The organism is Pseudomonas putida (assembly GCF_001941965.1).
Taxonomy (GTDB): Bacteria; Pseudomonadota; Gammaproteobacteria; order Pseudomonadales; family Pseudomonadaceae; genus Aquipseudomonas; species Aquipseudomonas putida_L.
Genome location: NZ_MKZO01000004.1, coordinates 81,086 through 105,818 on the forward strand (window position 1 = coordinate 81,086; position 24,733 = coordinate 105,818).

A 24,733-nucleotide genomic window follows, 5' to 3' on the forward strand; every position below is an offset into this window, starting at 1 on the left:
CCATGAAGAGGCTATTTGGCCCAAGGCAGAATCGGGATCGCCGTCACCGCGTTCTGCGGGCTGCCCTCGATCACCCGGTCGCTGTACACCAGATACACCAGGGTATTGCGCTTCTTGTCGAAGAAACGCACAACCTGCATGGTCTTGAACACCAGCGACGTGCGCTCCTTGAACACTTCATCGCCGTCCTTCAGGTCACCCTTGAAGTTGATCGGTCCGACCTGGCGGCAGGCAATCGACGCCTCCGCCCGATCCTCGGCCAGCCCCAGTCCACCCTTCACGCCGCCAGTCTTGGCCCGCGACAGATAGCAGGTCACACCCTCGACCTTCGGATCATCGAACGCCTCGACGACGATCTTGTCGTTCGGCCCGAGCACCTTGAACACGGTGGATACCTCACCCACCACTTCCGCCGAAGCCAGCGCCGGCAGCGCCAGCAGGGCGGCAGCAAACAGTCCCTTGAACAAATTCATACCCCTCACACCAGAATCAGGTTGTCGCGGTGCACCAGCTCCGGCTCGGCGCTGTAGCCCAGCAGGTTCTCGATGGCGTCCGACGGCTGGCCGATGATCTTCTGCGCTTCCAGGGCGCTGTAGTTGGCCAGGCCACGGGCGACTTCGACGCCGTCCGGACCAACGCAGACCACCATCTCGCCACGGCGGAAACTGCCCTGCACGGTCTTCACGCCAACTGGCAGCAGGCTCTTGTTGGCCTGGCGCAGGGCCTGCACGGCACCGGCGTCCAGCACCAGGGTGCCACGGGTCTGCAGGTGGCCGGCCAGCCATTGCTTGCGCGCCGCCAGCATGCCGCGCTCCGGCGACAGCAGGGTGCCGATGCGCTCGCCAGCCTTGAGGCGGTCCAGCACGCGCTCGATGCGCCCGCCGACGATGATGGTGTGGGCACCGGAACGGGCCGCCAGGCGCGCCGCACGCAACTTGGTCTGCATGCCGCCACGGCCGAGGGCGCCCCCGGTGCCGCCGGCCACGGCGTCCAGCGCAGGATCGTCGGCACGGGCTTCGTAGATCAGCTGGGCTTCGGGGTTGTTGCGCGGATCGGCGTCGAACATGCCGTCACGGTCGGTGAGGATCACCAGCAGGTCGGCTTCGACCAGGTTGGCCACCAGCGCCGCCAGGGTGTCGTTGTCGCCGAAGCGGATCTCGTCGGTGACCACGGTGTCGTTCTCGTTGATCACCGGCACCACACCCAGTTCCACCAGGGTGCGCAGGGTGCTGCGGGCGTTGAGGTAACGCTTGCGGTCGGAGAGGTCGTCGTGGGTCAGGAGAATCTGCGCGGTGTGCTTGCCGTGCTCGGCAAAGCTGGATTCCCAGGCCTGCACCAGGCCCATCTGGCCGATGGAGGCCGCGGCCTGCAGCTCGTTCATCGCACTCGGTCGCTTGGTCCAGCCCAGACGGCTCATGCCGGCAGCCACGGCCCCCGAGGAGACCAGCACCAACTCGACGCCCGCTTCGCGCAGGGCCACCATCTGCTCAACCCAGACACCCATCGCCGCGCGATCCAGGCCCTTGCCATCCGCCGTCAGCAGGGCACTGCCAATCTTCACGACCCAGCGCTGGGCACCTGTCACCTTGCTCCGCATCTTCTTCCAACCTATCGATCTGTGTGGATTCTGTAGATTCTGTAGATAACAAAACGCCGCTTGAAAAAGCGGCGTTCAGTGTACTGCAACGGATCAGTCGCGCACGTAAATGATTTCCGGACCGTCTTCGTCGTCCTCGTCGTCCCAGAAGTCATCGTCGTCGCTGGTATCGTCGACGCTCTTGACGCCGGTGCGGCGCAGGGTGCGCGCATCGTCCAGGGCCTGCAGCTGGGCGCGGGCCTCGTCTTCGATACGCTGGTCGAGGTCGGCCAGCTCGGCGGCGTAGGCCGGGTCGGCGGCCAGGCGGTCGGCACGGTCTTCGAGGTAGCGCATCAGGTCATGGCTGATCTGCTCGGTGCCCTGGCGGGAGATGGCCGAGATCAGGTAGACCGGGCCTTCCCATTGCAGGCGATCGACCACTTCCTTGACCCGGGCTTCACGCTCGTCTTCCGGGATCATGTCCGACTTGTTCAGCACCAGCCAGCGCTCGCGCTCGCACAGCGACGGGCTGAAGCGCTCCAGCTCGTTGACGATCACCTCGGCGGCATCGGCCGGGCTGCTTTCGTCCAGCGGCGCCAGGTCGACCAGGTGCAGCAGTACGCGGGTACGGGCCAGGTGCTTGAGGAAGCGGATACCCAGGCCGGCACCGTCGGAAGCACCTTCGATCAGGCCGGGGATGTCGGCGATGACAAAGCTCTTCCAGCGATCGACGCTGACCACGCCCAGGTTCGGCACCAGGGTGGTGAACGGGTAGTCGGCAACCTTCGGCTTGGCGGCCGAAACGGCGCGGATGAAGGTGCTCTTGCCCGCGTTCGGCAGGCCCAGCAGGCCGACGTCGGCCAGGACCTTCATTTCCAGCTTGAGGTCACGCTGCTCGCCCGGCTTGCCCGGGGTGGTCTGGCGTGGCGCACGGTTGGTACTGGATTTGAAACGGGTGTTGCCCAGGCCGTGCCAACCGCCCTGCACCACCATCAGTTTCTGCCCTGGCTTGACCAGGTCGCCGATGATTTCCTGGGTGCTGGCGTCGATCACGGTGGTGCCCACCGGAACCCGCAGGACCAGGTCGTCGCCCTTCTTGCCGGTGCAGTCGGTGCTGCCGCCGTTGGAGCCGCGCTGGGCTTCGAAGTGACGGGTGTAACGGTAGTCGACCAGGGTGTTGAGGTTTTCGTCGGCAATCATGAACACCGAACCGCCGTCGCCACCGTCACCGCCGTTGGGGCCGCCGTTCTCGATGAACTTTTCGCGGCGGAAGCTCATGCAACCGTTCCCGCCATCACCGGCTTTGACCCGGATCGATACTTCGTCAACAAACTTCATAAAAACCGCCTCTCGTCAGACCGACGAGCTGAGTGACCAGATACGTAAGGCTCTTGCAAAAATGAGCGCGGCTAACCCGTCATGCGAATACAGCGCCGGCAGCCCATGCGGACAGCTTTGCAAGAGACTCACTCCATAAACGAAAAAGCCCCGTCGCAAGACAGGGCTTTCCCAGCGGTTGCACGATTACTCGGCAACGACGCTCACGTAACGACGACCGAAGGCGCCTTTTACTTCGAACTTGATCTTGCCAGCGATCTTGGCGAACAAGGTGTGATCCTTGCCCATGCCAACGCCGTAGCCAGCGTGGAACTGGGTGCCGCGCTGACGGACGATGATGTTGCCTGGAACGATAGCCTGGCCGCCATACATCTTCACGCCAAGGCGTTTGGCTTCTGAGTCGCGACCGTTACGGGTACTACCACCAGCTTTTTTGTGTGCCATGAGTTCAATTCTCCTGAAGGGGGATTAGGCTGGGAATTAAGCCTGAATACCGGTGATTTTGATCTCGGTGAACCACTGGCGGTGGCCCATACGCTTCATGTGGTGCTTACGGCGGCGGAACTTGATGATGCGCACTTTGTCGTGACGACCTTGGGAGATCACTTCAGCAACAACTTTTGCACCCGCAACGACTGGAGCGCCGATGTTCACGTCGTCGCCATTGGCAACCAGCAGGACGCGGTCGAAAGTAACGGATTCGCCGGTAGCGACTTCCAGTTTTTCGATCTTCAGGTATTCACCTTCGGCGACTTTGTACTGCTTGCCACCGGTAACAATTACTGCGTAAGACATGGTATTTCTCCGATAATCCTGCTCACCCAGCGCTTTATAGGAAGAGTATTGGCTGGCATGGCTGCACGAGGCTGGAACGGCCCGGTGCAATTGCGTAAGGCAGGTGCTGCCCAGGAAGTAGGGTGCGCGATTGTACGCAAGCCCGCCGGGCCTTGCAAGTGGCGCCCCGGGCCGCCCGGCCGGGCGCCTTGACAGGCTGGAACCCGCAACCTAGCATGCCGCGCAACCTAGCATGCCGCGCAACCTATATGGAGCACCTGTGGCCGATGCAACCCCAAGCTTTCTACCGCGCGGTAGCGGACGATTTCAGCGCCGTTGACGAGATCATCAAGAAACAGCTGACTTCGCGCGTCCCGCTGGTATCGAAAATCGGCGACTACATTACCTCGGCCGGCGGCAAGCGCCTGCGCCCGCTGCTGGTGCTGCTCTGCGGCAAGGCCCTGGGCCGCGAAGGCGACGACCTGCGCCTGCTCGCCGCCACCATCGAATTCCTGCACACCGCCACCCTGCTGCATGACGACGTGGTCGACATGTCCGGCATGCGCCGCGGCCGCTCCACCGCCAATGCCCTCTGGGGCAACGCGCCGAGCGTGCTGGTGGGCGACTTCCTTTATTCCCGCTCGTTCGAAATGATGGTCGAGCTGGGTTCGATGCCGGTCATGCAGATTCTCTCCAAGGCCACCCGGGTCATCGCAGAGGGTGAAGTGCTGCAACTGTCGCGGGTTCGCGATGCCAGCACCACCGAAGAGATCTACATGGACGTCATCCGCGGCAAGACCGCGATGCTGTTCGAAGCCTCGACCCACAGCGCCGCCGCCCTGGCCAATGCCAGCGAAGAACAGCGCGAAGCGCTGCGCACCTTCGGCGACCACCTGGGCGTGGCCTTCCAACTGGTCGACGACCTGCTGGACTACAAGGGCGACGCGCAGACCCTGGGCAAGAACGTCGGTGACGATCTGGCCGAAGGCAAGCCGACCCTGCCGCTGATCTACACCATGCGCGAAGGCACCCCGGAACAGGCTGCACTGGTTCGCCAGGCGATCCAGAAAGGTGGCATCGAGGATCTGGAACGCATCCGCGAAGCCGTGGAAGCCTCGGGTTCGCTGGACTACACCGCGAAAATGGCCCGTGACTACGTCGCCCGCGCCATCGCCTGCCTCGAAGTGCTGCCAGCCAGCGAATACCGCGATGCGCTGGTAGAACTCAGCGAATTCGCCGTCGCCCGCACGCACTGATCCCGCCCCGGCCCGTCGCCTGACGGGCCCGCTTTTCCTCTGTAGGCCAAAACCCTATACAATGTGGGCTTTCTGCACGCATGACCCGAGGAAACGTAGTGAGCACCTTGCCACCCTGCCCCAAATGCAACTCCGAATACACCTATGAAGACGGCGCTCAACTGATCTGCCCCGAGTGCGCCCACGAGTGGTCGGCCAGCGGCGACGCCGAGGCGGCCAACGATGACGTGGTGAAGAAGGACGCGGTCGGCAACGTCCTGCAGGACGGCGACACCATCACCGTGATCAAGGACCTCAAGGTCAAGGGCACCTCCCTGGTGGTCAAGGTCGGCACCAAGGTCAAGAACATCCGCCTGTGCGACGGCGACCATGACATCGACTGCAAGATCGACGGCATCGGCCCGATGAAGCTGAAGTCGGAGTTCGTCCGCAAGGTCTGATCCCCCGCCTGAATCCAGGTGCGCGCTGCGACACGGGCGCGCACCTCGGCAGAAAATGCAAATTATTCCCAATTGTCCCTTGCTATTCTGATAATAAGAATTATTCTCACTGAACGCTTTCAAGGAGAATAGCCATGACTTATCTGATCGACGCCTGGCTTGACCGCCCCCACCCTTACCTGCGCATCCTCCACCGCGAGACGGGCGAAGTCTGCGCCGTGCTCGAAGAAGCGGCACTGGACGAACTGCGCGACCAGGGCGACCTGGACCTGAATGGTTTGAATTCGAGTGAGCCGATCGTACTCAAGGAACTGGTGAGGAACCTGTTCCTGTTCTGTTATGCCCGGGCGTTGCGCCCGAACACGCCGCATGCGGGGTTCTAGCTGATCTTTGTGTTGTTCTTCAGGGCCTCATCGCTGGCAAGCCAGCTCCCACAGTGACCGCGTGCACCGCTGGACCTGTGGGAGCTGGCTTGCCAGCGATAGGGCCCGAAAGGACAAGGAAGACCTTGCCCCCGGGCACAAGCCTTACAGAACGTCCAGCAGCTCGACGTCGAACACCAGCACGCTGTGCGGCGGGATGCTGCCAACGCCTTGCGCGCCGTAGGCCAGCTCACTCGGGACGTACAGGCGCCATTTGCTGCCGGCGTTCATCAGTTGCAAAGCTTCGGTCCAGCCGGCGATCACGCCGCCAACCGGGAATTCGGCCGGCTGGCCACGATCGTAGGAGCTGTCGAAGACAGTGCCGTCGATCAGGGTGCCGTGGTAGTGGGTACGCACGCTGTCTTCGCGAGTCGGCTTGGCGCCGTCGCCAGCGGTCAGTACTTCGTACTGCAGGCCGGAAGCCAGGCTGGTGATGCCTTCGCGCTTGGCGTTCTCGGCCAGGAATTCCTTGCCGGCAGCCGCCGCAGCTTCAGCCTTGGCAGCCTGCTCGGCCTGCATGACTTCACGGATAACCTTGAAGCTGGCCGACAGGTCTTCTTCGCTGACGCGGCTCTCGGCGCCGTTGAAAGCGTCGGTCAGGCCGGCCAGGATGGCGTTCAGGCTGACGCCCGGTGGCGGGTTGTCACGCAGTTGACCGCCCAGTTGACGGCCGATGCCGTAGCTGACGCGGGATTCGTCGGTGGACAGGTTGAGTTCGGACATTGGCTTGCTCCGCAGCAGGGCGCATGAAGACCGCGCCCTTTATGAAAAGGGCTCGCAGCCTAGCACACTGCGGCGAAGCGAATCAGCTAGCGAGCGCCACGGCTGGACACCGGCAGCTTGAGGTCTTCCTCGACCACGCTGGCCATCCCGCACATTTCGTCCTGCACCGACCAGTGCACCAGGTGCAGCGGCACCTCAGGCAAGCCGACCAGCAGGTTGTGCGCCTCCTCCACCGAATGCACTTTCAGGCGCCCGCCACGGGTGTCCGTGAGGGCGTGGGCATGTCCGTGGGAGCGTGCTTCAAGAAGAAAATCGCCGCCTTCGATGGCGATCAGGTTGAGCTCGTCGATCCGGCCCGCGCGGGCCTGGGTGTTCAGTTCGTGCAGGTTCATGGGAATACCTCGCAACGGTGACTGCTCATTTTTCGTACAGCCGGTTACAAAGCACAAGGCACAAACGCAACCGCCCGTCCGTTTTGCAACGGACGGGCGGTGAGGGAAGCGGGCGCAGCCGGATCAGTGCTTGGTGACTTTATCCAGGTAACCCATGGCAAAGGCCGACACGACGAAGGTCATGTGGATGATCACGTACCACATCAGGTAGTTGGACGCGATGTTCTGCGCATCCATGAACACCCGCAGCAGGTGGATCGAGGAAATCGCCACGATCGATGCCGCGACCTTCATCTTCAGCGAGGAGGAGTCCATCTTGCCCAGCCAGCTGAGCTTTTCCTTGTCCTCGTCGATGTCCAGTTGCGAGACGAAGTTCTCGTAGCCGGAGATCATCACCATCACCAGCAGGCCACCGACCAGGGCCATGTCGATCAGCGACAGCAGGACCAGGATCAGGTCGGCCTCGGCCAGGGCGAAGACGTTGGGCAGGACGTGGAAGATTTCCTGGAAGAACTTCAGCGCCAGCGCCAGCAAGCCCAGCGACAATCCAAAGTAGATCGGTGCGAGCAGCCAGCGCGAGGCGTACATCGCATTTTCGATAAAGCGTTCCATTGAGCTAGTCACCTGAAGGCGGGGGAAAATCGGGCAGGAGTATATCAGCCGAACGTGTAGGAAAAAGCCCGCGACGCGCTGCCGCAGGCTCGCTTCAGTGATGAACGTGGCCGTTGACCCGGCGCAACTGGGCCTGCAGATGCACGCTCCAGATCTGCGGATCATCGGCCAACTGGTAACCGTGGAGGGTCAGGCTGTCGACGATGGCATTGAGCACCGACTCGGCCACGAAAGGTCCATGGAACGGCCCCTGGGCCTTGATGGCGGAAGGTTGTTCGCCTGCCATGCCGGCGGCGAAGAGGAGCGTCCACATGCCGTTGTCACCGGACAGGGGACGAATGCTGCACTCGATGCGGGTCACCAGACCCAGGCATTGACGGGTAAGGCTGAGGCTGCGCGGCATGGCGACGACCCTCGGTAGAACCTCGTTCAGCCTTCGACAAGGCTGTTTCCATCCTGTACCGACGACTATCCATGCTCTGAAGAATAGAAGAAAACCGGCCAGCACAAGGCAGCGAAGGAGAACGGGCGCCGAATGGTCATGCCACCCCGGCGCCCGCGTTCAACCGGTCAGGCCGGCTTAACCTCGGCAAGCGCCTGTTCCGCCTGCTCTTTTTCCGCCTCCTTGAACTCTTCCTCGCTGATCATCTCGGCGATCACCCGCAGGCGCTCCACCACCCGGGCGTTGACGCTGCCCTCGGGGAACTGGCCATCGGCATCCGGCGCACCGGCCGGCTCGCCGACCAGCAGGCTCAACGCCTCGTCGGCCTGGCTGACCGCATACACGTGGAATTGCCCGGCACGCACGGCCTGCAGCACCCGCTCGTCGAGCATCAGGGTCGAGACGTTGGCTTTCGGGATGATCGCGCCCTGCTCCCCGGTCAGCCCGCGGGCCTCGCAGAGACGGAAGAAGCCCTCGATCTTCTCGTTGACCCCGCCCACCGCCTGCACTTCACCGAACTGGTTGATCGAACCGGTTATAGCGAAACACTGCTTGAGCGGTGTCTTCGACAGGGCCGAGATCAGCGTGCAGGCCTCGCCCAGGGAGGCGCTGTCGCCGTCGACATAGCCGTAGGACTGCTCCAGGGCGATACTCGCGGAAATCGCCAGGGGGAATTCCTGGGCGTAGCGGCTGCCGAGGTAGCCGGTGAGGATCATCACGCCCTTGGAGTGGATCGGCTGGCCGAGATTGACCTCGCGCTCGATATCGACGATGCCGCTGCCGCCCGGATACACCGTGGCGGAGATCCGCGCCGGCACACCGAAGGCCGAATCACCCACCTCCAGCACGGTCAGGCCGTTGCACTTGCCGACCGCAGCGCCTTCGGTGTCGATCAGGATGATCCCGGCGAGCATATCGTCAAGAATCCGCGCCGAGACCCGTCCGGTGCGCGTGGCCTTGGCCTTGAGCGCCCGTTCGATATGGCCGACATCGGTCATTTCGTCGTTGGCCAGGTGGCGGATGAAATCCGCCTCGCTGACCAGCTGGAACAGGTCACCGATGCGTGCCGACAGACGCTTCTGGTTTTCCGCCAGGCGCGCACTGTAGGTCGCCAGGCGCGCCACCGCATCGGCGGTCAGCGGTGCCATGCCTTCCTCGCTGGTGCGGGTTTTCAGCAACTGGGCGAACTGCTCCAGGCTCTCGTCGTGCATCGGGATCTCTTCATCGAAATCCACCAGCACGCGGAACATCTCCTGGAAGTCCGGATCATGGTCCTGCAGCGCATAGTAGAGCTGGCGCGCACCGATGATGATGACCTTGACCTGCAACGGGATCATCTGCGGTGTCAGGGTCACGGTGGCGATACGGCCCAGCTCGCCCAGCGGCGATTCCATCTTCAGCTTGCGCGACTGCAGGGCGCGCTTGAGTGCATCCCAGACGAACGGCTCGCCGAGCATCTTCTCCGCTTCGAGGATCAGGAAACCGCCGTTGGCGCGGTGCAGCGCCCCCGGACGCAACTGCCGGTAGTTAGTGTACAGGGCACCCTGGTCGGTGCTGTATTCGATACGGCCGAACAGGTTGTCGTAGGTCGGGTGCGGTTCGAACACCACCGGCGCACCGCCGTTGGCCGCATGACCGACCACCAGGCTCGGCGACAGCTGCTCTTCGAGCATCTTGCGCGCTACGGCGTCGATCTTGCTGTCATCCACCAGTTGCTCGACCACAGTACGCAGCAGGTGCACCTGCACGGCTTGCAGGTAGGCGCAGACCTCGGCGTTCTCCGAATATTTCTCGGACAGCGGGCCAAGCAGCGGTTGCAGGGCCAGGGTGATGGTTTCTTCGTTGAGCTGGCGCAACTGGTTGTTCGACTCGCGCTTCCACTGCGGCAGGCTGGCGAGCTCTTCGTTGAGGCGCTCCTCCAGTTCCGCGATATCGGTATGGAAACGCTCGCGCTCGGCTTCCGGCAATTGGGCGAACTCGGCCTCGTCCAGCGCCTTGCCATCGCTCATCGGGGTGAAGGCGACGTTGCTGCTGTCGCGGTACAGGGCCACATCCTTCTCCAGCGAGGCGCGCTCGATCACATCGAGGGCGCGGTCGTAGCGCTGGTTGAAGGCGCGGTCGATGGCGCTCTTCTTTTGCTGGTAGGAGGGGTGTTCGAACACCGCCGGGAAGGTCACCACGAGGTTGTCGATCAGGCTGCCGATATCGGCGATGAAGGTGCTCGCGCTACCGGGTGCCAGCTCGACCGCCCGCGGCTCGCGGGGCTCGTCGAAGTTGTTGACGTAGACCCAGTCCGGCGGCGTTTGCAGGCGCTTGCCTTCGGCTTTCAGGTAGCGTTTGACGAACGAGAAGCGGCCGGTCCCCGGCTCGCCCATGACGAACACGTTGTAGCCCGGACGTGGCATGGCGACGCCGAACTGCAAGGCTTCGACAGCACGTTCCTGGCCTAGTACACCGCGAAAGGGCTCCAGATCATTGGTTGTGGAAAAGGCGAACTGTTCAGCGGAAAACGGCCGGGTCAGGGCTTCGGGCGCAAGACGCAGGCTCGCAGCGACAGGATCGGGCATCGGGCTTCCTTACTTCGGCGGGGCAGATGACGGCATTCTGGCGCCGCCCGCGCCCGGCTTGCAAGGCTCTCTGCGCAATTGCCTACAGGGTGGAAAAACGTGACGGATCGCCTATGTGAAAGCAATATTTCGCAATTAATCACGGAACCGTTGAATCATGCCTAAGCTCTACACTGCGCGGCCCGGTAGATAACCGGACCTGGTCCGGCAGTCCGTGGGGCCTGTCGGATAACCCTGACCTTTGGTTTGCACATCAAAAAAGAGAATAAGGCTATGAAACGGATTCTTCTGGGTACTCTGTTCACCGCGGTTTCGATCAACGCCATGGCCCAGGCGCCGGGCGGTCCGGACTGCGGTTGGGGCAACATGCTGTTCGAAGGGCAACGCGGCACGCCTGCCCACTTCCTCGCATCCACCACCAACGGCACCTCGGGCAACGCCACCTTCGGCATGACCTCGGGCACCAACGGCTGCTCGACCAACGCGGCACTGACCTACGGCGGCAAGTCGTGGATCGCCATGAACGGCATGATGAACGAGCTCTCCGAAGACATGGCCAAGGGCCAGGGCGAAGCCCTGACCACCTACGCCGTGGTGCTCGGTGTGGCACCTGAAGACCGCGCGCACTTCGCCGCCGTCACCCATCAGCACTTCCAGGACATCTTCAAGACGGCGGACGCTACCGCCGAAGACGTTCACGCCAACACCCTCGCCGTCCTCAAGTCGGACGCTCGCCTGGCCAAGTACGCTACCCCGGCCTGAGCCTGACCTTGCGTCACCCCGCCCCGGCAACGGGGCGGGTTGTCCATCCCATCGGCTTCATTCGAGAAGTAGTCGCCCGATATGCTCAAACGCCTCGCCTACCTGGCGCTCTGTGCCTGTGCCCCGTTGCACGCCGCACCCCTCATGGACGAATCGCGCCTGCAGGCCCTGGCCGCCGATCCCTACTGGATCGCCCTCGGTCACTACGAGACGGGCAAGCTGGGCGGCTGGCGCAGCTATGTCGATGACGATCGCTTCTTTCTCGCCGAAGATGGCGCGCATCACCCCGAGCGTGAGCTGGCCGCGACGGTAAAGGCGCTCTACGCCCCCGCCCGCACAGGTGACCAGCATGCTCAATGCGTATACCCGGCGCGCACCCGCTGGCTGCGCGAACAACTGCAACTCACTGACCTGCCGACCCCGGACTGCGCCGAGTACAAGCGCTGGTTCGAGGATGTATCGCCGCACAGCGCGGTGCTGATCTTCCCCGCCGCCTACCTCAACAGCCCGTCGTCGATGTTCGGCCACACGTTGCTGCGCATCGACCAGGCCGACGTGCAAAGCAACCAGACTGCCCTGCTCAGCTACGCGGTCAATTTCGGTGCCTATATCGAAGGCAACGACAACAGCATTCTCTACGCCTGGAAGGGCCTGATGGGCGGTTATCCCGGCCTGTTCGCCTTCGTTCCCTACCAGGAAAAACTCTCCGAATACCGCAGCCTGGAAAACCGCGACCTGTGGGAATACCGGCTGAACCTCACGCCCGAGGAAACCGGGCGCATGGTCGAGCACATCTGGGAGCTCAAGCAGATTCGCTTCGACTACTTCTTCTTCGATGAAAACTGCTCGTACCGCTTGCTGGAATTGCTCCAGGTGGCCCGACCGAACCTGGACCTGACTTCGCAATTCCCGCTGACCGCGATCCCGACCGATACGGTGAAGGCGGTGAAGAAGGCCGGGCTGGTGGAACGGGTGGATTACCGCCCGTCGCGGGAACGCGAATTGCTCGCCCGTGCCGAACCGCTGGACCAGGCCGAGCAGCAACAGGTGCTGGAGGTGGCCGCCGATACCGGCAAGCTGCAAAGCCCGGAATTCACCGGTTTGCCCAAGGAGCGCCAGGCCCTGGTGCAAGATGCTGCCTATCGGCTCGAACGCTATCGCGCCACCGGTCAGGAGCGTGATCCGGAGCAGGCCAAACGCAGCTTCGAACTGCTGCGGGCGATCAACCGCAATCCGCCGCCGCCGCTTGAAGTAGAGCGCCCCGGATTGCCGGAGAACGGCCATGAATCGCGAACCTGGCAGCTCGGCGTCGGCACCCGGGAAGACCGGGCGTTCGCCGAGTATGGCCTGCGCATGGCTTATCACGACCTCAACGACAACGCCTATGGCTTCCCCCTCGGCGCGCAGATCGAGATCCTCCAGCTCAAACTGCGCCAGTACGAGGGCAATGACTGGCAGGTGCAGCGCCTGGACCTGGCGACCATTCGCTCGCTGACCCCGCGCAACGACCTGCTGAAGCCCTGGTCCTGGCAGGTTGCCGGCGGACTGGAGCGGGTGCCGGGCAAGCACGGCGACGAGGTGCTGGTCAGCCATGTGAATGGTGGGGCTGGCGGGACCTGGAAACTGGGTGACGACATGCTCGGCTTTGCCCTCGGCACGGTGCGGGTCGAGCACCACAACGACTTCGCCCAGTTCATCGCCCCGGCGGCCGGGTTCAATACCGGGGTGCTGTGGCGCAACGGGCTGGGCAACCTGAGTGTCGAGGCCAAGGGGGATTACTTCGTCAATGGCGAAGTGCGCCGCAGCCTGAGCCTGAACCAGCAGTGGGAGTTGAGTGACAGCCTTGGGTTGCGATTGAGCGCCAAGCGGGAGTTCAGCCAGTTGGCGACGGCGCAGAACGAGGTGATGCTGGAATTGAAGTGGTACAACTATTGAGTTTGATGTTGCTCTCAGGGGCCTCATCGCTGGCAAGCCAGCTCCCACAGGGTCCGAGTCGCCGCGGACATTGTGGGAGCTGGCTTGCCAGCGATGGGCCCCTTCCAGTCAGCGAGAGTTTCACGGCCTTTTGACAGCACACTGACATTCCCCCACCTAGACTTTCCCCATCATGCGGAGAGTGTTGCGATGCGGCGGTATTGGATAGTTGCAGTGTTGTTGTTGGCCGGTTGCCAGTCGACCCACCAGCAGTTGCTCGACCAGGGTTACCCACCGGCCTATGCCGATGGTTTCCAGGACGGTTGCGGCAGTGGCCGCCAGGCCGCCGGGGTGATGGCCGGCGAGTTCCGCAAGAACGTCCCCCGCTACCTCCACGAACGCCAGTACGAAACCGGTTGGGACGACGGCTTCCGCCAGTGCCAGGCCATGCGCCAGAGCGAGGACCAGCAGCGCTACTACGACCGCCATTGGGACGAGCGCGAAGAACGCTGGCAACAGGACAAGGACCGTGACGCGGCCAAGGCCTATCGGCGCTGAACAGGTCGCAATCGGACATCCACTGCAACCCCACCGGTGTCAGCATGGTCTTCTGGCAAAGGAGACTTTCATGAGCCGAGCATTCGTCAACGAAGACCAGGCGGCCAACCAGGCCAGCCAACCGGTCGAGCGCAGCATCAGTGATCAACCCAATCATGTCACCGCCCGCGGGCTGGCCCTGTTGCAGGAACGGGTGGCGCAGCTCAATCGCCTGCGCAGCGAGCTGCTGGCCCAGGGCGAACGCGGCGACAAGCAGCGCCTGGCCGATACCGAACGCGACCTGCGCTACTTCAGCGCGCGGCAACAGAGCGCCCAGGTGGTGCCACCGGCGACTTCAACGGAAAAGGTCCAGATCGGCAGCCGCGTGACCTACGTCGACGAGCAGGACCGCGAACACCGTGTGCAACTGGTGGGGGAAGACCAGGCCGACATCGCGGCCGGCCTGGTCAACTGGGGTTCCCCGCTGGGCCGGGCGCTGCTGGGAGCGGCGCCCGGTGACGAGGTGGTGTGGCGACGACCGGCGGGCGATCGGACGATCGAGATCGTCGCCATCGAGCCCGAGGCTTAGACCACGCCCTGGGCCAGCATGGCATCGGCGACTTTCACGAAGCCGGCGATGTTGGCGCCCTTGACGTAGTTGATGCGACCGTTCTCTTCACCGTAGTGAACACAGGCGTGGTGGATCGACTGCATGATGTTGTGCAGCTTGCTGTCCACTTCACCGGCGGTCCACAGCAGGCGCATGGCGTTCTGCGACATTTCCAGGCCGCTGACCGCAACGCCACCGGCGTTGGAGGCCTTGCCCGGAGCGAACAGGATGCCCGCTTCGATGAACAGGTCGACCGCTTCCAGGGTAGTCGGCATGTTCGCGCCTTCGGCCACGCAGATGCAGCCGTTGGCCAGCAAGGCACGGGCGTCTTCCAGGTCCAGCTCGTTCTGGGTCGCGCATGGCAGGGCGATGTCGCACGGCAGGCTCCATGGGCGCTGGCCGGCACGGAATTCCAGGCCGAACTGGCTCGCCAGCTCGCTCAGGCGGCCGCGCTTGACGTTCTTCAACTCCATCAGCGCGTCCCACTGGGCGTCGGTCAGGCCGGCCTCAGCGAACAGGGTGCCTTCGGAGTCGGACAGCGAGATCACCTTGCCGCCCAGGTCCATGACCTTGCGCGCGGCGTACTGGGCAACGTTGCCCGAGCCGGAGATGGCTACGCGGCGACCGTCGATGCGCTTGTCTTCGCGCTTGAGCATTTCTTCTGCGAAGTACACGCAGCCGTAGCCGGTGGCTTCAGGACGGATCAGGCTGCCGCCGTAGTTCATGCCCTTGCCGGTCAGCACGGACGTGAACTGGTTGGCCAGACGCTTGTACTGGCCGAACATGAAGCCGATTTCCCGCGCGCCGACGCCGATATCACCGGCCGGTACGTCGAGGTCAGCGCCGATGTGGCGGTACAGCTCGCTCATGAAGGCCTGGCAGAAGCGCATGACTTCGGCGTCGCTCTTGCCCTTCGGATCGAAGTCGGAGCCGCCCTTGCCACCGCCCATGGGCAGGGAGGTCAGGGAGTTCTTGAACACCTGCTCGAAGGCCAGGAACTTCAGTACGCCGATGTTCACCGACGGGTGGAAACGCAGGCCGCCCTTGTACGGGCCGATGGCGCTGCTCATCTGGATGCGGTAGCCGCGGTTGACCTGGACCTTGCCCGCGTCGTCGACCCAGGACACACGGAACAGCACGGCGCGCTCAGGTTCGACCATGCGCTCGAGGATGCCGGCTTCGAGGTAGTGCGGGTTGGCTTCAAGGAACGGCCACAGGCTGCGCAGGACTTCTTCGACAGCCTGGTGGAATTCGGGTTGAGCAGGATCGCGTTGTTTCAGACGCGCGAGGAAGTGATCGACAGATTCAGTCATGAGTAGACATCTCACCCAGGGAGTTGGACTTTTTTGGTTTTTTCGGGACTTTACCAAGAAGCAATCGCACTGGAACAGGGCAAGATGTCGTTTTTCTGAATTTTTTTGGTGCATTTCTGTAAATGTATACAGAATCCAAGGGCCTCATCGCTGGCAAGCCAGCTCCCACAGGTCCGGTGCACGCAGTCCCTGTGGGAGCTGGCTTGCCAGCGATGGGGCCACCACCGACTGAACTCCAGGCACAAAAATGGGGCCACTGAGGGCCCCATTCCTGTGCATCAATCAACCTGCCTTATCAGGCCAGCTTCTTGTGCCGTACCCGGTGCGGCTGGGCAGCAGCGTCGCCCAGACGCTTCTTGCGGTCCGCTTCGTACTCGGTGTAGTTACCCTCGAAGAACACCGCTTGCGAGTCATCCTCGTAAGCCAGGATGTGGGTCGCGACGCGGTCCAGGAACCAGCGATCGTGGGAAATCACGATGGCGGCGCCCGGGAAGTCCAGCAGGGCTTCCTCCAGCGAACGCAGGGTTTCGACGTCGAGGTCGTTGGACGGTTCGTCGAGCAGGAGGACGTTGGCACCCTCTTTCAGGGTCAGGGCCAGGTGCAGACGGCCACGCTCACCACCGGAGAGGTCCTTGACGAACTTCTGCTGGTCGCCGCCCTTGAAGTTGAAGCGACCGACGTAGGTACGCGACGGGATCTCGTAGTTGCCGATGCGGATCTGGTCGGAACCGTCGGAGATCTGCTGGAACACGGTCTTGTTGCCGTCCAGGTCCTCGCGGCTCTGGTCGACGCAGGCCAGTTGCACGGTCTCGCCGATCTCGATGCTGCCGGAGTCCGGTTGTTCCTTGCCCATCAGCATCCGGAACAGGGTGGATTTACCCGCACCGTTACCACCGATAACGCCGACGATCGCGCCTTTTGGCATGACGAACGACAGGTTGTCGATCAGCACGCGATCGCCATAGCCCTTGGACACGTTCTTGAATTCGATGACCTTGTCGCCCAGGCGCGGACCGGCCGGGATGTAGATCTCGTTGGTCTCGCTGCGCTTCTGGAATTCCTGCGACTGCATTTCCTCGAAGCGCGCCAGACGGGCCTTGGACTTGGACTGGCGGGCCTTGGCGCCTTTGCGCACCCACTCCAGCTCTTCCTTCATGGCCTTTTCATGGGCCGACTGCTGCTTGGATTCCTGGGCCAGACGGTCGGACTTGGCTTCCAGCCAGCCCGAGTAATTGCCCTCGTAAGGAATGCCGGCGCCGCGGTCGAGTTCGAGGATCCAGCCAGCGACGTTGTCCAGGAAGTAACGGTCGTGGGTGATCGCTACCACGGTGCCCGGGAAGTCGTGGAGGAAGTGTTCCAGCCAGGCGACGGAGTCGGCGTCCAGGTGGTTGGTCGGTTCGTCGAGCAGCAGCATGTCCGGGGCGGACAGCAGCAGGCGGCACAGGGCGACGCGGCGTTTTTCACCACCGGACAGGTGCTCGACCTTGGCTTCCCAGGCCGGCAGGCGCAGCGCATCGGCGGCGACTTCCAGCTGGCGCTCGAGGTTGTGACCGTCGCTGGCCTGCAGGATGGCTTCCAGCTTGGCCTGCTCGGCAGCCAGCTTGTCGAAGTCGGCATCCGGCTCGGCATAGGCGGCGTAGACCTCGTCCAGGCGGGCCTGGGCGTCCTTGATCACGCTGACCGCTTCCTCGACAACTTCACGCACGGTCTTGGTCGGATCCAGTTGCGGCTCCTGCGGCAGGTAACCGACGTTCAGTTCCGGCATCGGGCGGGCTTCGCCGTCGAACTCGGTGTCGACGCCAGCCATGATCTTCAGCAGGGTGGATTTACCCGAGCCGTTCAGGCCGAGGACGCCGATCTTGGCGCCCGGGAAGAACGACAGGGAAATGTTCTTGAGGATTTCACGCTTGGGCGGAACAACCTTGCTCAGCCGGTGCATGGTGTAAACGTATTGAGCCAAAATGCGGACCTCGCTCGAATCGTTGGAAAAGCCCCGTCCGCGGGACAGGGCTGGACAAAACCGGGTATCGGGGTGGAACGCCGTGTTCTGTCAGGGCAGGCTCACGGCGGGCACAGGCAGCGGCCTCACCCTCGGTAACGGATAATCGGAACCGCCAAGGTTACCCGAACTGGACGCCGCCGGGCAGGGGCTGCGCACCAGAGCCGGCAGCGAACCGATGAACAGGGCTGGCACTTTGCCACAAGTCAGGGCATGCTAGCCGCCCTTCGGGCGTCCGGCTTATAGTGCGCGCTGCGACGACCAGCCAGCCCTACCGCAGGAACCCCGTTTGACCGATCTCACTCAGCCGTCTTCCTCGCGCAAAGCCACTGCTGCGTCAGGTCAGTCCCTGCGCGGTTCGTTGAAGGGTGCCCTGGCGATCCTGGTCCTGCTGTTGCTGGGCCTGCTGTTCTGGCAGACCTTCGATCAATACCGTCATACCCTTGCCGACCGCCGCCAGCACAGCGTCGATGCCAGCGCCGAACTGGCCGACCGCCTCAACCTGAGTCTGGCCCTGCAAGCCGAAAGCACGCGCAACCTGCTGCCCGCCACCACCACGCCACCGAGCGCCGAGGCCATGCCGGCGCTGTTCGCCCGCCTGCACCGTAGCCTGCCGGCCCTCGACAGCGTCGCCTGGCTGGATACCGACGGCCGCATCCTGCGCGACAGCCTGGACGGTTCTCCCGACCAGACAGCGATGAGCGAACTGCTGCGCCTGAACCACGAGCAGGACCATCACTTCAGCAACGCCGCCGGCAATACCTTCGTCTACCTGCTGCTGCGCCAGGGCAAGGTGGCCGACAGCGGCTACTGGCTGCTGCGCTTCGAACCGGCCTGGTACCAGCAACTGACGGAGCGCCTGGAGCACACCGCCCATCCGCAATGGCAACTGGAAAACGGCCAGACTGCGGAAGTCATCAGCCAGCACCTGGAATCCCATCCGACCTCGCCGACCACCGAGGACGCGCCGCTGCACAGCGTGATGCTGGCCTTCATCGACAACAGCGACTGGCAACTGCGTGGCTTCCACGATGCCGAGCGCAGCCGTCGCGAATTGCTTCCGGCGCTGGTTGGCAAGGCCCTGCTCGGCCTGCTCTGCGCCCTGCTGCCGGTGCTGGCGCTGTACAACATGCGCCGGCGCAACCAGATGCTGCAGGAAGGCCGGCGGCGTTATCAGGACATCTTCGAAAGCACCGGCGTGGCCCTGTGCGTGCTGGACCTGTCGGGCCTCGACCCGATCCTCGACCGCCTGCGCCTGCGCAGCCGCTTCGAGCTGGAGCAACGCCTGGAAGCCGACCCGACCCTGCGCGAGCTGCTGCTGCGCGAACTGAAGGTTACCGAGGTCAACCAGGTCGCCCTGCAACTGCTCGGTGTCGATTGCAGCGACGGCGCCTGGCGCCACCTGATCGCCGGCAATGCCCTGGAAAACGGCGGCGTCGGCGTGCAACTGGTCGCCGCGCTGCTGGATCGCCAGTCACGCCTGGAACTGGAAGTGCGCCTGCCCGGTGAGCATGGCCTGGAACAGCACCTGTGGCTGATGGTGCGCTTCCCCGAGCAACGCCGCGATTACCAGGCGGTGATCCTCAGCATCAGCGATATCACCAGCCGCAAGCGCGTCGAGCTGTCGCTGCTGGAGCGCGAGAGTTTCTGGTCCGACGTGGTCCGCACCGTACCGGACCAGCTCTATGTGCAGGACGTGCAGAGCCTGCGGATGATCTTCAGCAACCGTCACCTCGGCCAGACCCTCGGCTACGAGCGCCACGAACTGGCGCGCATGGGCGAGTTCTTCTGGGAAATCCTCCTGCATCCGGAAGACGCCGAGCTGTACCGCGGCCTGCGCCGCCAGCAGCGGGAAAGCGGCTATGTCGAGCAACTGCACTGCCAGTTGCGCTTCCGTCATCATGACCAGCGCTGGCGCCGCTACGACATCCGCGAGCAGGTCCTGACCCGCGATGCCGCCGGCCAGGTCACGCGCATCATCGGCGTGGCCAAGGACGTCACCGACCAGCTCGAGGCCAGCGAATCCCTGCGCGACAGCGAGCAGCGCTACCGCATGCTCGCCGAAAGCATCAGCGACGTGATCTTCTCCACCGACGACCAGCTCCAGCTCAACTACGTCAGCCCTTCGGTGCGTGCCGTGCTGGGTTATGACGTCGACTGGATCTTCAACAACGGCTGGCAGTCGACCATCGCCAACCCGGCGCAGCTCGCCGGGCTCTACACCCTGGTCGAGCGGGTCAACCGCGCCCTTGGCAACCCGGCGCAACTGGCCGCCCTGCGCACCCAGGTGCCGACCCAGCTGTTCCTGTTCGACTGCCTGCGCGCCGATGGCCGCAAGATTCCCATCGAATTGCGCCTGGTACTGGTCTGGGACGAGCATGACCAGTTCGGCGGCATTCTCGGCGTCGGCCGCGATATCAGCCAGCAGCGCCGCGCGGAAAAAGACCTGCGCATGGCCGCGACGGTTTTCGAGCACTCCACCTCGGCGATCCTCATCACCGACCCGGCCGGCTATATCGTCCAGGCCAACGAAGCCTTCAGCCGGGTCAGCGGCTACGCCGTGCGCGACGTGCTCGACCAGGTGCCGAGCATGCTTACGGTCGAGGGCCAGGAGGATTCGCACCTGCGCTACGTGCTGAAGCAACTGCACCAGCGCGGCACCTGGGAAGGCGAGGTCTGGCTCAAGCGCCGCGATGGCGAGCATTACCCGGCCTGGGTCGGCATCACCGCGGTGCTCGACGACGAAGGCGACCTGGCCAGCTACGTGTGCTTCTTCACCGATATCAGCGAGCGCAAGGCCAGCGAACAGCGCATCCATCGCCTGGCGTACTACGACGCCCTCACCCACCTGCCCAACCGCACACTGTTCCAGGACCGCCTGCACACCGCGTTGCAGCAGGCCGAGCGGCACAAGTCGTGGGTGGTGCTGATGTTCCTCGACCTCGACCGGTTCAAGCCGATCAATGACTCCCTCGGCCACGCCGCCGGCGACCGCATGCTCAAGGACATGGCCGAGCGCCTGCTCGACTGCGTCGACGACGACGACACCGTGGCGCGCATGGGCGGCGACGAGTTCACCCTGCTCCTGCAACCGCGGGCGACCCGGGAAATGGCCCTGAACAGGGCCATCCACGTGGCCGAGCAGATTCTCTCCAGCCTGGTGCGACCGTTCGTCCTGGAAAACCGCGAATTCTTCGTCACCGCCAGTATCGGCATCGCCCTCAGCCCGCAGGACGGCAGCGAGCTGAGCCAACTGATGAAGAACGCCGACACCGCGATGTACCACGCCAAGGAGCGCGGCAAGAACAACTTCCAGTTCTACCAGGCGGACATGAACGCCAGCGCCCTGGAGCGCCTGGAACTGGAAAGCGACCTGCGCCATGCCCTGGAGCAGAACGAGTTCATCCTTTATTACCAGCCGCAGTTCAGCGGCGACGGCAAGCGCCTGACCGGCGCCGAGGCGCTGCTGCGCTGGCGCCATCCGCAACGCGGGCTGGTGCCGCCGGGCGAGTTCATTCCGGTGATGGAAGAGCTGGGGCTGGTAGTGGATGTCGGCGACTGGGTCATCGCCGAAGCCTCGCGCCAGCTCAAGGCCTGGCACCAGGCCAAGGTGCGGGTGCCGAAGGTCTCGGTGAACATCTCGGCGCGGCAGTTCTCCGATGGCCAGCTGGGCAACCGCATTGCCGCGATCCTCAAGGACACCGGCCTGCCGCCGGCGTGCCTGGAGCTGGAACTCACCGAAAGTATCCTGATGCGTGAAGTCCACGAGGCCATGCAGATCCTCGACAGCCTGAAGAACCTCGGCCTGAGCATCGCGGTCGATGACTTCGGCACCGGCTACTCGTCGCTCAACTACCTCAAGCAGTTCCCCATCGACGTACTGAAGATCGACCGCACCTTCGTCGACGGCCTGCCCGAGGGCGAGCAGGACGCGCAGATCGCCCGGGCGATCATCGCCATGGCCCACAGCCTCAACCTCGCGGTGATCGCCGAGGGCGTGGAAACCCACGAACAGCTGGAGTTCCTCCGCGAACACGGCTGCGACGAAGTGCAGGGTTACCTGTTCGGCCGACCGATGCCGGCCAACCAGTTCGAGGCGCAATTCAGCAACGAAACCCTGTTCATGTTGGAATAGCTGCAAGCTTCAAGCGACAAGCCGCAAGTAAAGGCAAATTGCGGTGGGCTTGTGTCTTCGGTCTGGCTCAGGACTGAAAAGCAACGCTATCTGCTTTTTCTTGCGGCTTGCAGCTTAAAGCTTGCGGCTCATGAGCCCCTTTTGTCCGCTAGATGATCCCCTTTCATATGCCAGACAAAAGTCTATGGGGTAGAATGCCGGCCTATTTCAGCCCGATCCTTGAGGACCGCCATGTTCAGCCGTGATTTGACCATTGCCAAGTACGACGCCGAGCTCTTCGAAGCCATGCAGCAGGAAGCCCAGCGCCAGGAAGAGCACATCGAGCTGATCGCTTCGGAAAACTACACCAGCCCGGCCGTGATGGAGGCCCAGGGCTCGGTCCTGACCAACAAGTACGCCGAAGGCTACCCAGGCAAGCGTTACTACGGTGGTTGCGAGTACGTCGACGTGGTCGAGCAACTGGCCATCGACCGCGCCAAGGAGCTGTTCGGCGCTGACTACGCCAACGTCCAGCCGCACGCCGGTTCGCAAGCCAACGCCGCGGTCTACCTGGCCCTGCTGTCGGCTGGCGACACCATCCTCGGCATGAGCCTGGCCCACGGCGGCCACCTGACCCACGGCGCTGCCGTGAGCTCGTCGGGCAAGCTGTACAACGCCATCCAGTACGGCATCGACGGTAACGGCCTGATCGACTACGACGAAGTCGAGCGCCTGGCGGTCGAGCACAAGCCGAAAATGATCGTTGCCGGTTTCTCGGCCTACTCGCAGGTCCTGGACTTCGCCCGCTTCCGCGAAATCGCCGACAAGGTTGGCGCCTACCTGTTCGTCGACATGGCCCACGTGGCTGGCCTGGTTGCCGCTGGCGTGTACCCGAATCCGGTGCCGTTCGCCGACGTCGTCACCACCACCACCCACAAGACCCTGCGCGGTCCGCGTGGCGGCCTGATCCTGGCCCGTGCCAACGCCGACATCGAGAAGAAGCTGAACTCCGCGGTCTTCCCGGGCGCCCAGGGCGGCCCGCTGGAGCACGTGATCGCCGCCAAGGCCATCTGCTTCAAGGAAGCGCTGCAGCCTGAGTTCAAGGCTTACCAGCAGCAGGTCGTGAAAAACGCCCAGGCCATGGCCAGCGTGTTCATCGAGCGTGGTTTCGATGTGGTGTCCGGCGGTACCCAGAACCACCTGTTCCTGCTCTCGCTGATCAAGCAGGAGATCTCCGGTAAAGATGCCGACGCTGCCCTGGGCCGCGCCTACATCACCGTGAACAAGAACTCCGTGCCTAACGACCCACGTTCTCCGTTCGTCACCTCCGGCCTGCGCTTCGGTACTCCGGCCGTCACCACTCGTGGCTTCAAGGAAGCCGAGTGCAAGGAACTGGCTGGCTGGATCTGCGACATCCTGGCTGACCTGAACAACGAAGCGGTGATCGACGCCGTTCGCGAGAAGGTCAAGGCCATCTGCAAGAAGCTGCCTGTCTACGGCAACTGATTCAGGGCTGCAATGAAAAAACCGATGCCGGGTGACTGGCATCGGTTTTTTTTGTGGCTGGAAGATCGCCACCGCCTCTTGTGGGAGCTGGCTTGCCAGCGATGAGGCCGGCCCGGGCAATGATGTTGTCAGATCGGGCCAAATCGCTGGCAAGCCAGCTCCCACAGGGTCTGCAGTGTTCTCTGAATCAGTGCGCCAACGCCTCGAACCCCGCCCGGATCTTTTCCTCCGGCAACTGATCGGCAATGAACACCATCACGCTCTCCCGCGCCTCGCCCTCGGCCCATTCGGTATCCCAGTCGAAGCCATACAGCTTCAGCACGCCCTGGAACACCAGGCGCCGATCTTCCCCGGCGATATTCAGCACGCCCTTGTAGCGCAGCAACTGCTTGCCATGCTCCTCCAGCAGTTCGTTCATGAACCCGCTGAGCCGGTCGATATCCAGCGGCGTTTCAGTGCGCAGCACCAGGCTGGAAATCCGGTCCGGCGTGGTGTTCGCCGACACCGGCCGCAGGCTCATCCCGCCACCGAGGTCGGCGTTCAGGTTGAACCCGCGCACATCGAGCAATTCGGCCAGGTCGATCTGCCCATGCTCCACCACCCGCACCGGCGCGCGACGGTTGATCCGCCCCAGCCGCGCCGTCAGCGCCTCGACCGTGGCGTCATCCACCAGGTCGGTCTTGCTCAGCAGCAGGCGGTCGGCAAACCCCACCTGCGCCTGGGCAATCGCCTGGGTCAGGTGCAGGTCGGCATGGGCGGCGTCGACCAACGTGATGATGCCGTCGAGGATATAGCGATCGCGCAGTTCCTCGTCGATGAAGAAGGTCTGCGCCACCGGCGCCGGGTCGGCCAGGCCGGTGCATTCGATCACCAGGCGGTCGAAGGCGATCTCGCCGCTGTCCAGACGCTCCATCAGCAGGAACAGGGCCTTGGTCAGGTCGGTGTGGATGCTGCAGCAGACGCAGCCGTTGGCCAGGGTCATGACCTCGACCGGGGCATCGCCGAGCAGTTGGCTGTCGATGCCGGCATCGCTGAATTCGTTTTCGATGACGGCGATCTTCAGGCCGTGCTCGGCCTTGAGGATATGGCGCAGCAAGGTGGTCTTGCCGGCGCCGAGGAAACCGCTGAGCACGGTCACGGGAATGGGGGAATGCACACGAATTCTCCTGACACTGAAAATGACTGTGGGAGCCCGGCGCACCGGGCTCCCACAGGTTTGTCGCTAGCGGCCGAAGCTCAACAGCACTTCGGCCCACCCTTGCCACCGTAACGGGCTTCCTGGCGCTCGCGGAAGAACGCCTCGTAGCTCATCACCGGTTTGTCCGGGTGCTTCTTCTGCATGTGCTCGACGTAGTTGTCGTAGTCGGGCATGCCGACCATCAGGCGGGCTGCCTGCCCCAGGTACTTACCCAGTCGACCCAGATCGTTGAACATCA

The 24,733-nt window shown here is 63.4% G+C and carries 23 protein-coding genes; 9 read left to right on the forward strand and 14 right to left on the reverse strand.

Annotation, left to right across the window (positions count from 1 at the left end; all coding sequences use genetic code 11):
• Nucleotides 1-11: 11 nt before the first annotated feature.
• The 5 genes from PSEMO_RS02045 to rplU all read right to left on the reverse strand — a co-directional run bounded on the left by PSEMO_RS02045 (nt 12) and on the right by rplU (nt 3,709).
• Nucleotides 12-473, reverse strand: a complete 462-nt coding sequence (locus PSEMO_RS02045) for a CreA family protein (protein WP_075801496.1) — start codon at nt 471-473, stop codon at nt 12-14.
• Between the two features lie 5 nt (nt 474-478).
• The gene (gene proB / locus PSEMO_RS02050; protein ID WP_075801497.1) at nt 479-1,597 is read right to left on the reverse strand and encodes a glutamate 5-kinase; all 1,119 of its coding nucleotides are present in this window, start codon (nt 1,595-1,597) and stop codon (nt 479-481) included.
• A gap of 93 nt (nt 1,598-1,690) precedes the next feature.
• On the reverse strand, nt 1,691-2,914 hold the full coding sequence (gene cgtA, locus PSEMO_RS02055) for an Obg family GTPase CgtA (RefSeq protein WP_075801498.1): 1,224 nt from the start codon (nt 2,912-2,914) through the stop codon (nt 1,691-1,693).
• A gap of 186 nt (nt 2,915-3,100) precedes the next feature.
• A complete protein-coding gene (gene rpmA, locus PSEMO_RS02060) occupies nt 3,101-3,358 on the reverse strand; it encodes a 50S ribosomal protein L27 (RefSeq protein WP_009398991.1) in 258 nt (85 codons plus the stop codon).
• Nucleotides 3,359-3,394: 36 nt separating this feature from the next.
• Nucleotides 3,395-3,709 carry a 50S ribosomal protein L21 gene (gene rplU, locus PSEMO_RS02065; protein WP_009398990.1) on the reverse strand — a complete coding sequence of 105 codons (315 nt, stop codon included), beginning with the start codon at nt 3,707-3,709 and terminating at the stop codon, nt 3,395-3,397.
• A 266-nt stretch (nt 3,710-3,975) separates the two neighbouring features.
• Here rplU and PSEMO_RS02070 point away from each other — a divergent pair, with 266 nt between their 5' ends.
• From PSEMO_RS02070 to PSEMO_RS02080, 3 genes are all read left to right on the forward strand, one after another.
• Nucleotides 3,976-4,944: a polyprenyl synthetase family protein gene (locus PSEMO_RS02070; protein ID WP_075801499.1), complete on the forward strand. Its 969-nt coding sequence runs from the start codon at nt 3,976-3,978 to the stop codon at nt 4,942-4,944.
• A gap of 98 nt (nt 4,945-5,042) precedes the next feature.
• Nucleotides 5,043-5,384 (forward strand): zinc ribbon domain-containing protein YjdM, encoded by a 342-nt coding sequence (locus PSEMO_RS02075; RefSeq protein WP_075801500.1) that lies wholly within the window; start codon nt 5,043-5,045, stop codon nt 5,382-5,384.
• A gap of 134 nt (nt 5,385-5,518) precedes the next feature.
• Nucleotides 5,519-5,767 (forward strand): PA4570 family protein, encoded by a 249-nt coding sequence (locus tag PSEMO_RS02080; RefSeq protein ID WP_075801501.1) that lies wholly within the window; start codon nt 5,519-5,521, stop codon nt 5,765-5,767.
• Nucleotides 5,768-5,911: 144 nt separating this feature from the next.
• Here the strand turns inward: PSEMO_RS02080 and PSEMO_RS02085 are convergent, their stop codons facing one another.
• From PSEMO_RS02085 to PSEMO_RS02105, 5 genes are all read right to left on the reverse strand, one after another.
• A complete protein-coding gene (locus PSEMO_RS02085; protein ID WP_075801502.1) occupies nt 5,912-6,529 on the reverse strand; it encodes an FKBP-type peptidyl-prolyl cis-trans isomerase in 618 nt (205 codons plus the stop codon).
• Nucleotides 6,530-6,615: 86 nt separating this feature from the next.
• Nucleotides 6,616-6,921: a DUF6482 family protein gene (locus PSEMO_RS02090; RefSeq protein ID WP_075801503.1), complete on the reverse strand. Its 306-nt coding sequence runs from the start codon at nt 6,919-6,921 to the stop codon at nt 6,616-6,618.
• Nucleotides 6,922-7,044: 123 nt separating this feature from the next.
• Complete coding sequence (locus PSEMO_RS02095; RefSeq protein ID WP_075801504.1) at nt 7,045-7,533, reverse strand: TIGR00645 family protein; 489 nt, start codon at nt 7,531-7,533, stop codon at nt 7,045-7,047.
• A gap of 94 nt (nt 7,534-7,627) precedes the next feature.
• Nucleotides 7,628-7,936, reverse strand: coding sequence for a PA4575 family protein (locus PSEMO_RS02100; RefSeq protein WP_075801505.1), 309 nt, complete (start codon nt 7,934-7,936; stop codon nt 7,628-7,630).
• 167 nt (nt 7,937-8,103) lie between these two features.
• On the reverse strand, nt 8,104-10,542 hold the full coding sequence (locus PSEMO_RS02105; RefSeq protein ID WP_075801506.1) for a Lon protease family protein: 2,439 nt from the start codon (nt 10,540-10,542) through the stop codon (nt 8,104-8,106).
• Nucleotides 10,543-10,815: 273 nt separating this feature from the next.
• Here PSEMO_RS02105 and PSEMO_RS02110 point away from each other — a divergent pair, with 273 nt between their 5' ends.
• The 4 genes from PSEMO_RS02110 to PSEMO_RS02125 all read left to right on the forward strand — a co-directional run bounded on the left by PSEMO_RS02110 (nt 10,816) and on the right by PSEMO_RS02125 (nt 14,344).
• Nucleotides 10,816-11,304 carry a DUF3015 domain-containing protein gene (locus PSEMO_RS02110; protein WP_075801507.1) on the forward strand — a complete coding sequence of 163 codons (489 nt, stop codon included), beginning with the start codon at nt 10,816-10,818 and terminating at the stop codon, nt 11,302-11,304.
• Between the two features lie 81 nt (nt 11,305-11,385).
• Nucleotides 11,386-13,239 carry an Lnb N-terminal periplasmic domain-containing protein gene (locus PSEMO_RS02115; protein WP_075801508.1) on the forward strand — a complete coding sequence of 618 codons (1,854 nt, stop codon included), beginning with the start codon at nt 11,386-11,388 and terminating at the stop codon, nt 13,237-13,239.
• Nucleotides 13,240-13,428: 189 nt separating this feature from the next.
• Complete coding sequence (locus tag PSEMO_RS02120) at nt 13,429-13,776, forward strand: hypothetical protein (RefSeq protein ID WP_075801509.1); 348 nt, start codon at nt 13,429-13,431, stop codon at nt 13,774-13,776.
• Between the two features lie 70 nt (nt 13,777-13,846).
• Entirely contained in the window at nt 13,847-14,344 is a 498-nt protein-coding gene (locus PSEMO_RS02125) for a GreA/GreB family elongation factor (RefSeq protein ID WP_075801510.1), read from the forward strand.
• Here PSEMO_RS02125 and gdhA read toward each other — a convergent pair.
• Both gdhA and ettA read right to left on the reverse strand, forming a co-directional pair.
• Nucleotides 14,341-15,678, reverse strand: a complete 1,338-nt coding sequence (gdhA, locus tag PSEMO_RS02130) for an NADP-specific glutamate dehydrogenase (RefSeq protein WP_075801511.1) — start codon at nt 15,676-15,678, stop codon at nt 14,341-14,343. The two genes, PSEMO_RS02125 and gdhA, sit on opposite strands and share 4 nt — an antisense overlap.
• A 295-nt stretch (nt 15,679-15,973) precedes the next feature.
• Nucleotides 15,974-17,638 (reverse strand): energy-dependent translational throttle protein EttA, encoded by a 1,665-nt coding sequence (gene ettA, locus PSEMO_RS02135; RefSeq protein ID WP_075801512.1) that lies wholly within the window; start codon nt 17,636-17,638, stop codon nt 15,974-15,976.
• Nucleotides 17,639-17,966: 328 nt separating this feature from the next.
• Between ettA and PSEMO_RS02140 the strand changes: the two genes are divergently transcribed.
• Nucleotides 17,967-21,812, forward strand: a complete 3,846-nt coding sequence (locus tag PSEMO_RS02140; RefSeq protein WP_075801513.1) for a bifunctional diguanylate cyclase/phosphodiesterase — start codon at nt 17,967-17,969, stop codon at nt 21,810-21,812.
• Nucleotides 21,813-22,043: 231 nt separating this feature from the next.
• Nucleotides 22,044-23,297 (forward strand): serine hydroxymethyltransferase, encoded by a 1,254-nt coding sequence (gene glyA / locus PSEMO_RS02145; protein ID WP_075801514.1) that lies wholly within the window; start codon nt 22,044-22,046, stop codon nt 23,295-23,297.
• A 187-nt stretch (nt 23,298-23,484) separates the two neighbouring features.
• Here glyA and yjiA read toward each other — a convergent pair whose 3' ends face one another.
• Both yjiA and PSEMO_RS02155 read right to left on the reverse strand, forming a co-directional pair.
• Nucleotides 23,485-24,453, reverse strand: coding sequence for a GTPase (yjiA, locus tag PSEMO_RS02150; RefSeq protein WP_075801515.1), 969 nt, complete (start codon nt 24,451-24,453; stop codon nt 23,485-23,487).
• Nucleotides 24,454-24,533: 80 nt separating this feature from the next.
• On the reverse strand, nt 24,534-24,731 hold the full coding sequence (locus tag PSEMO_RS02155; protein ID WP_075801516.1) for a YbdD/YjiX family protein: 198 nt from the start codon (nt 24,729-24,731) through the stop codon (nt 24,534-24,536).
• Nucleotides 24,732-24,733: the final 2 nt, after the last annotated feature.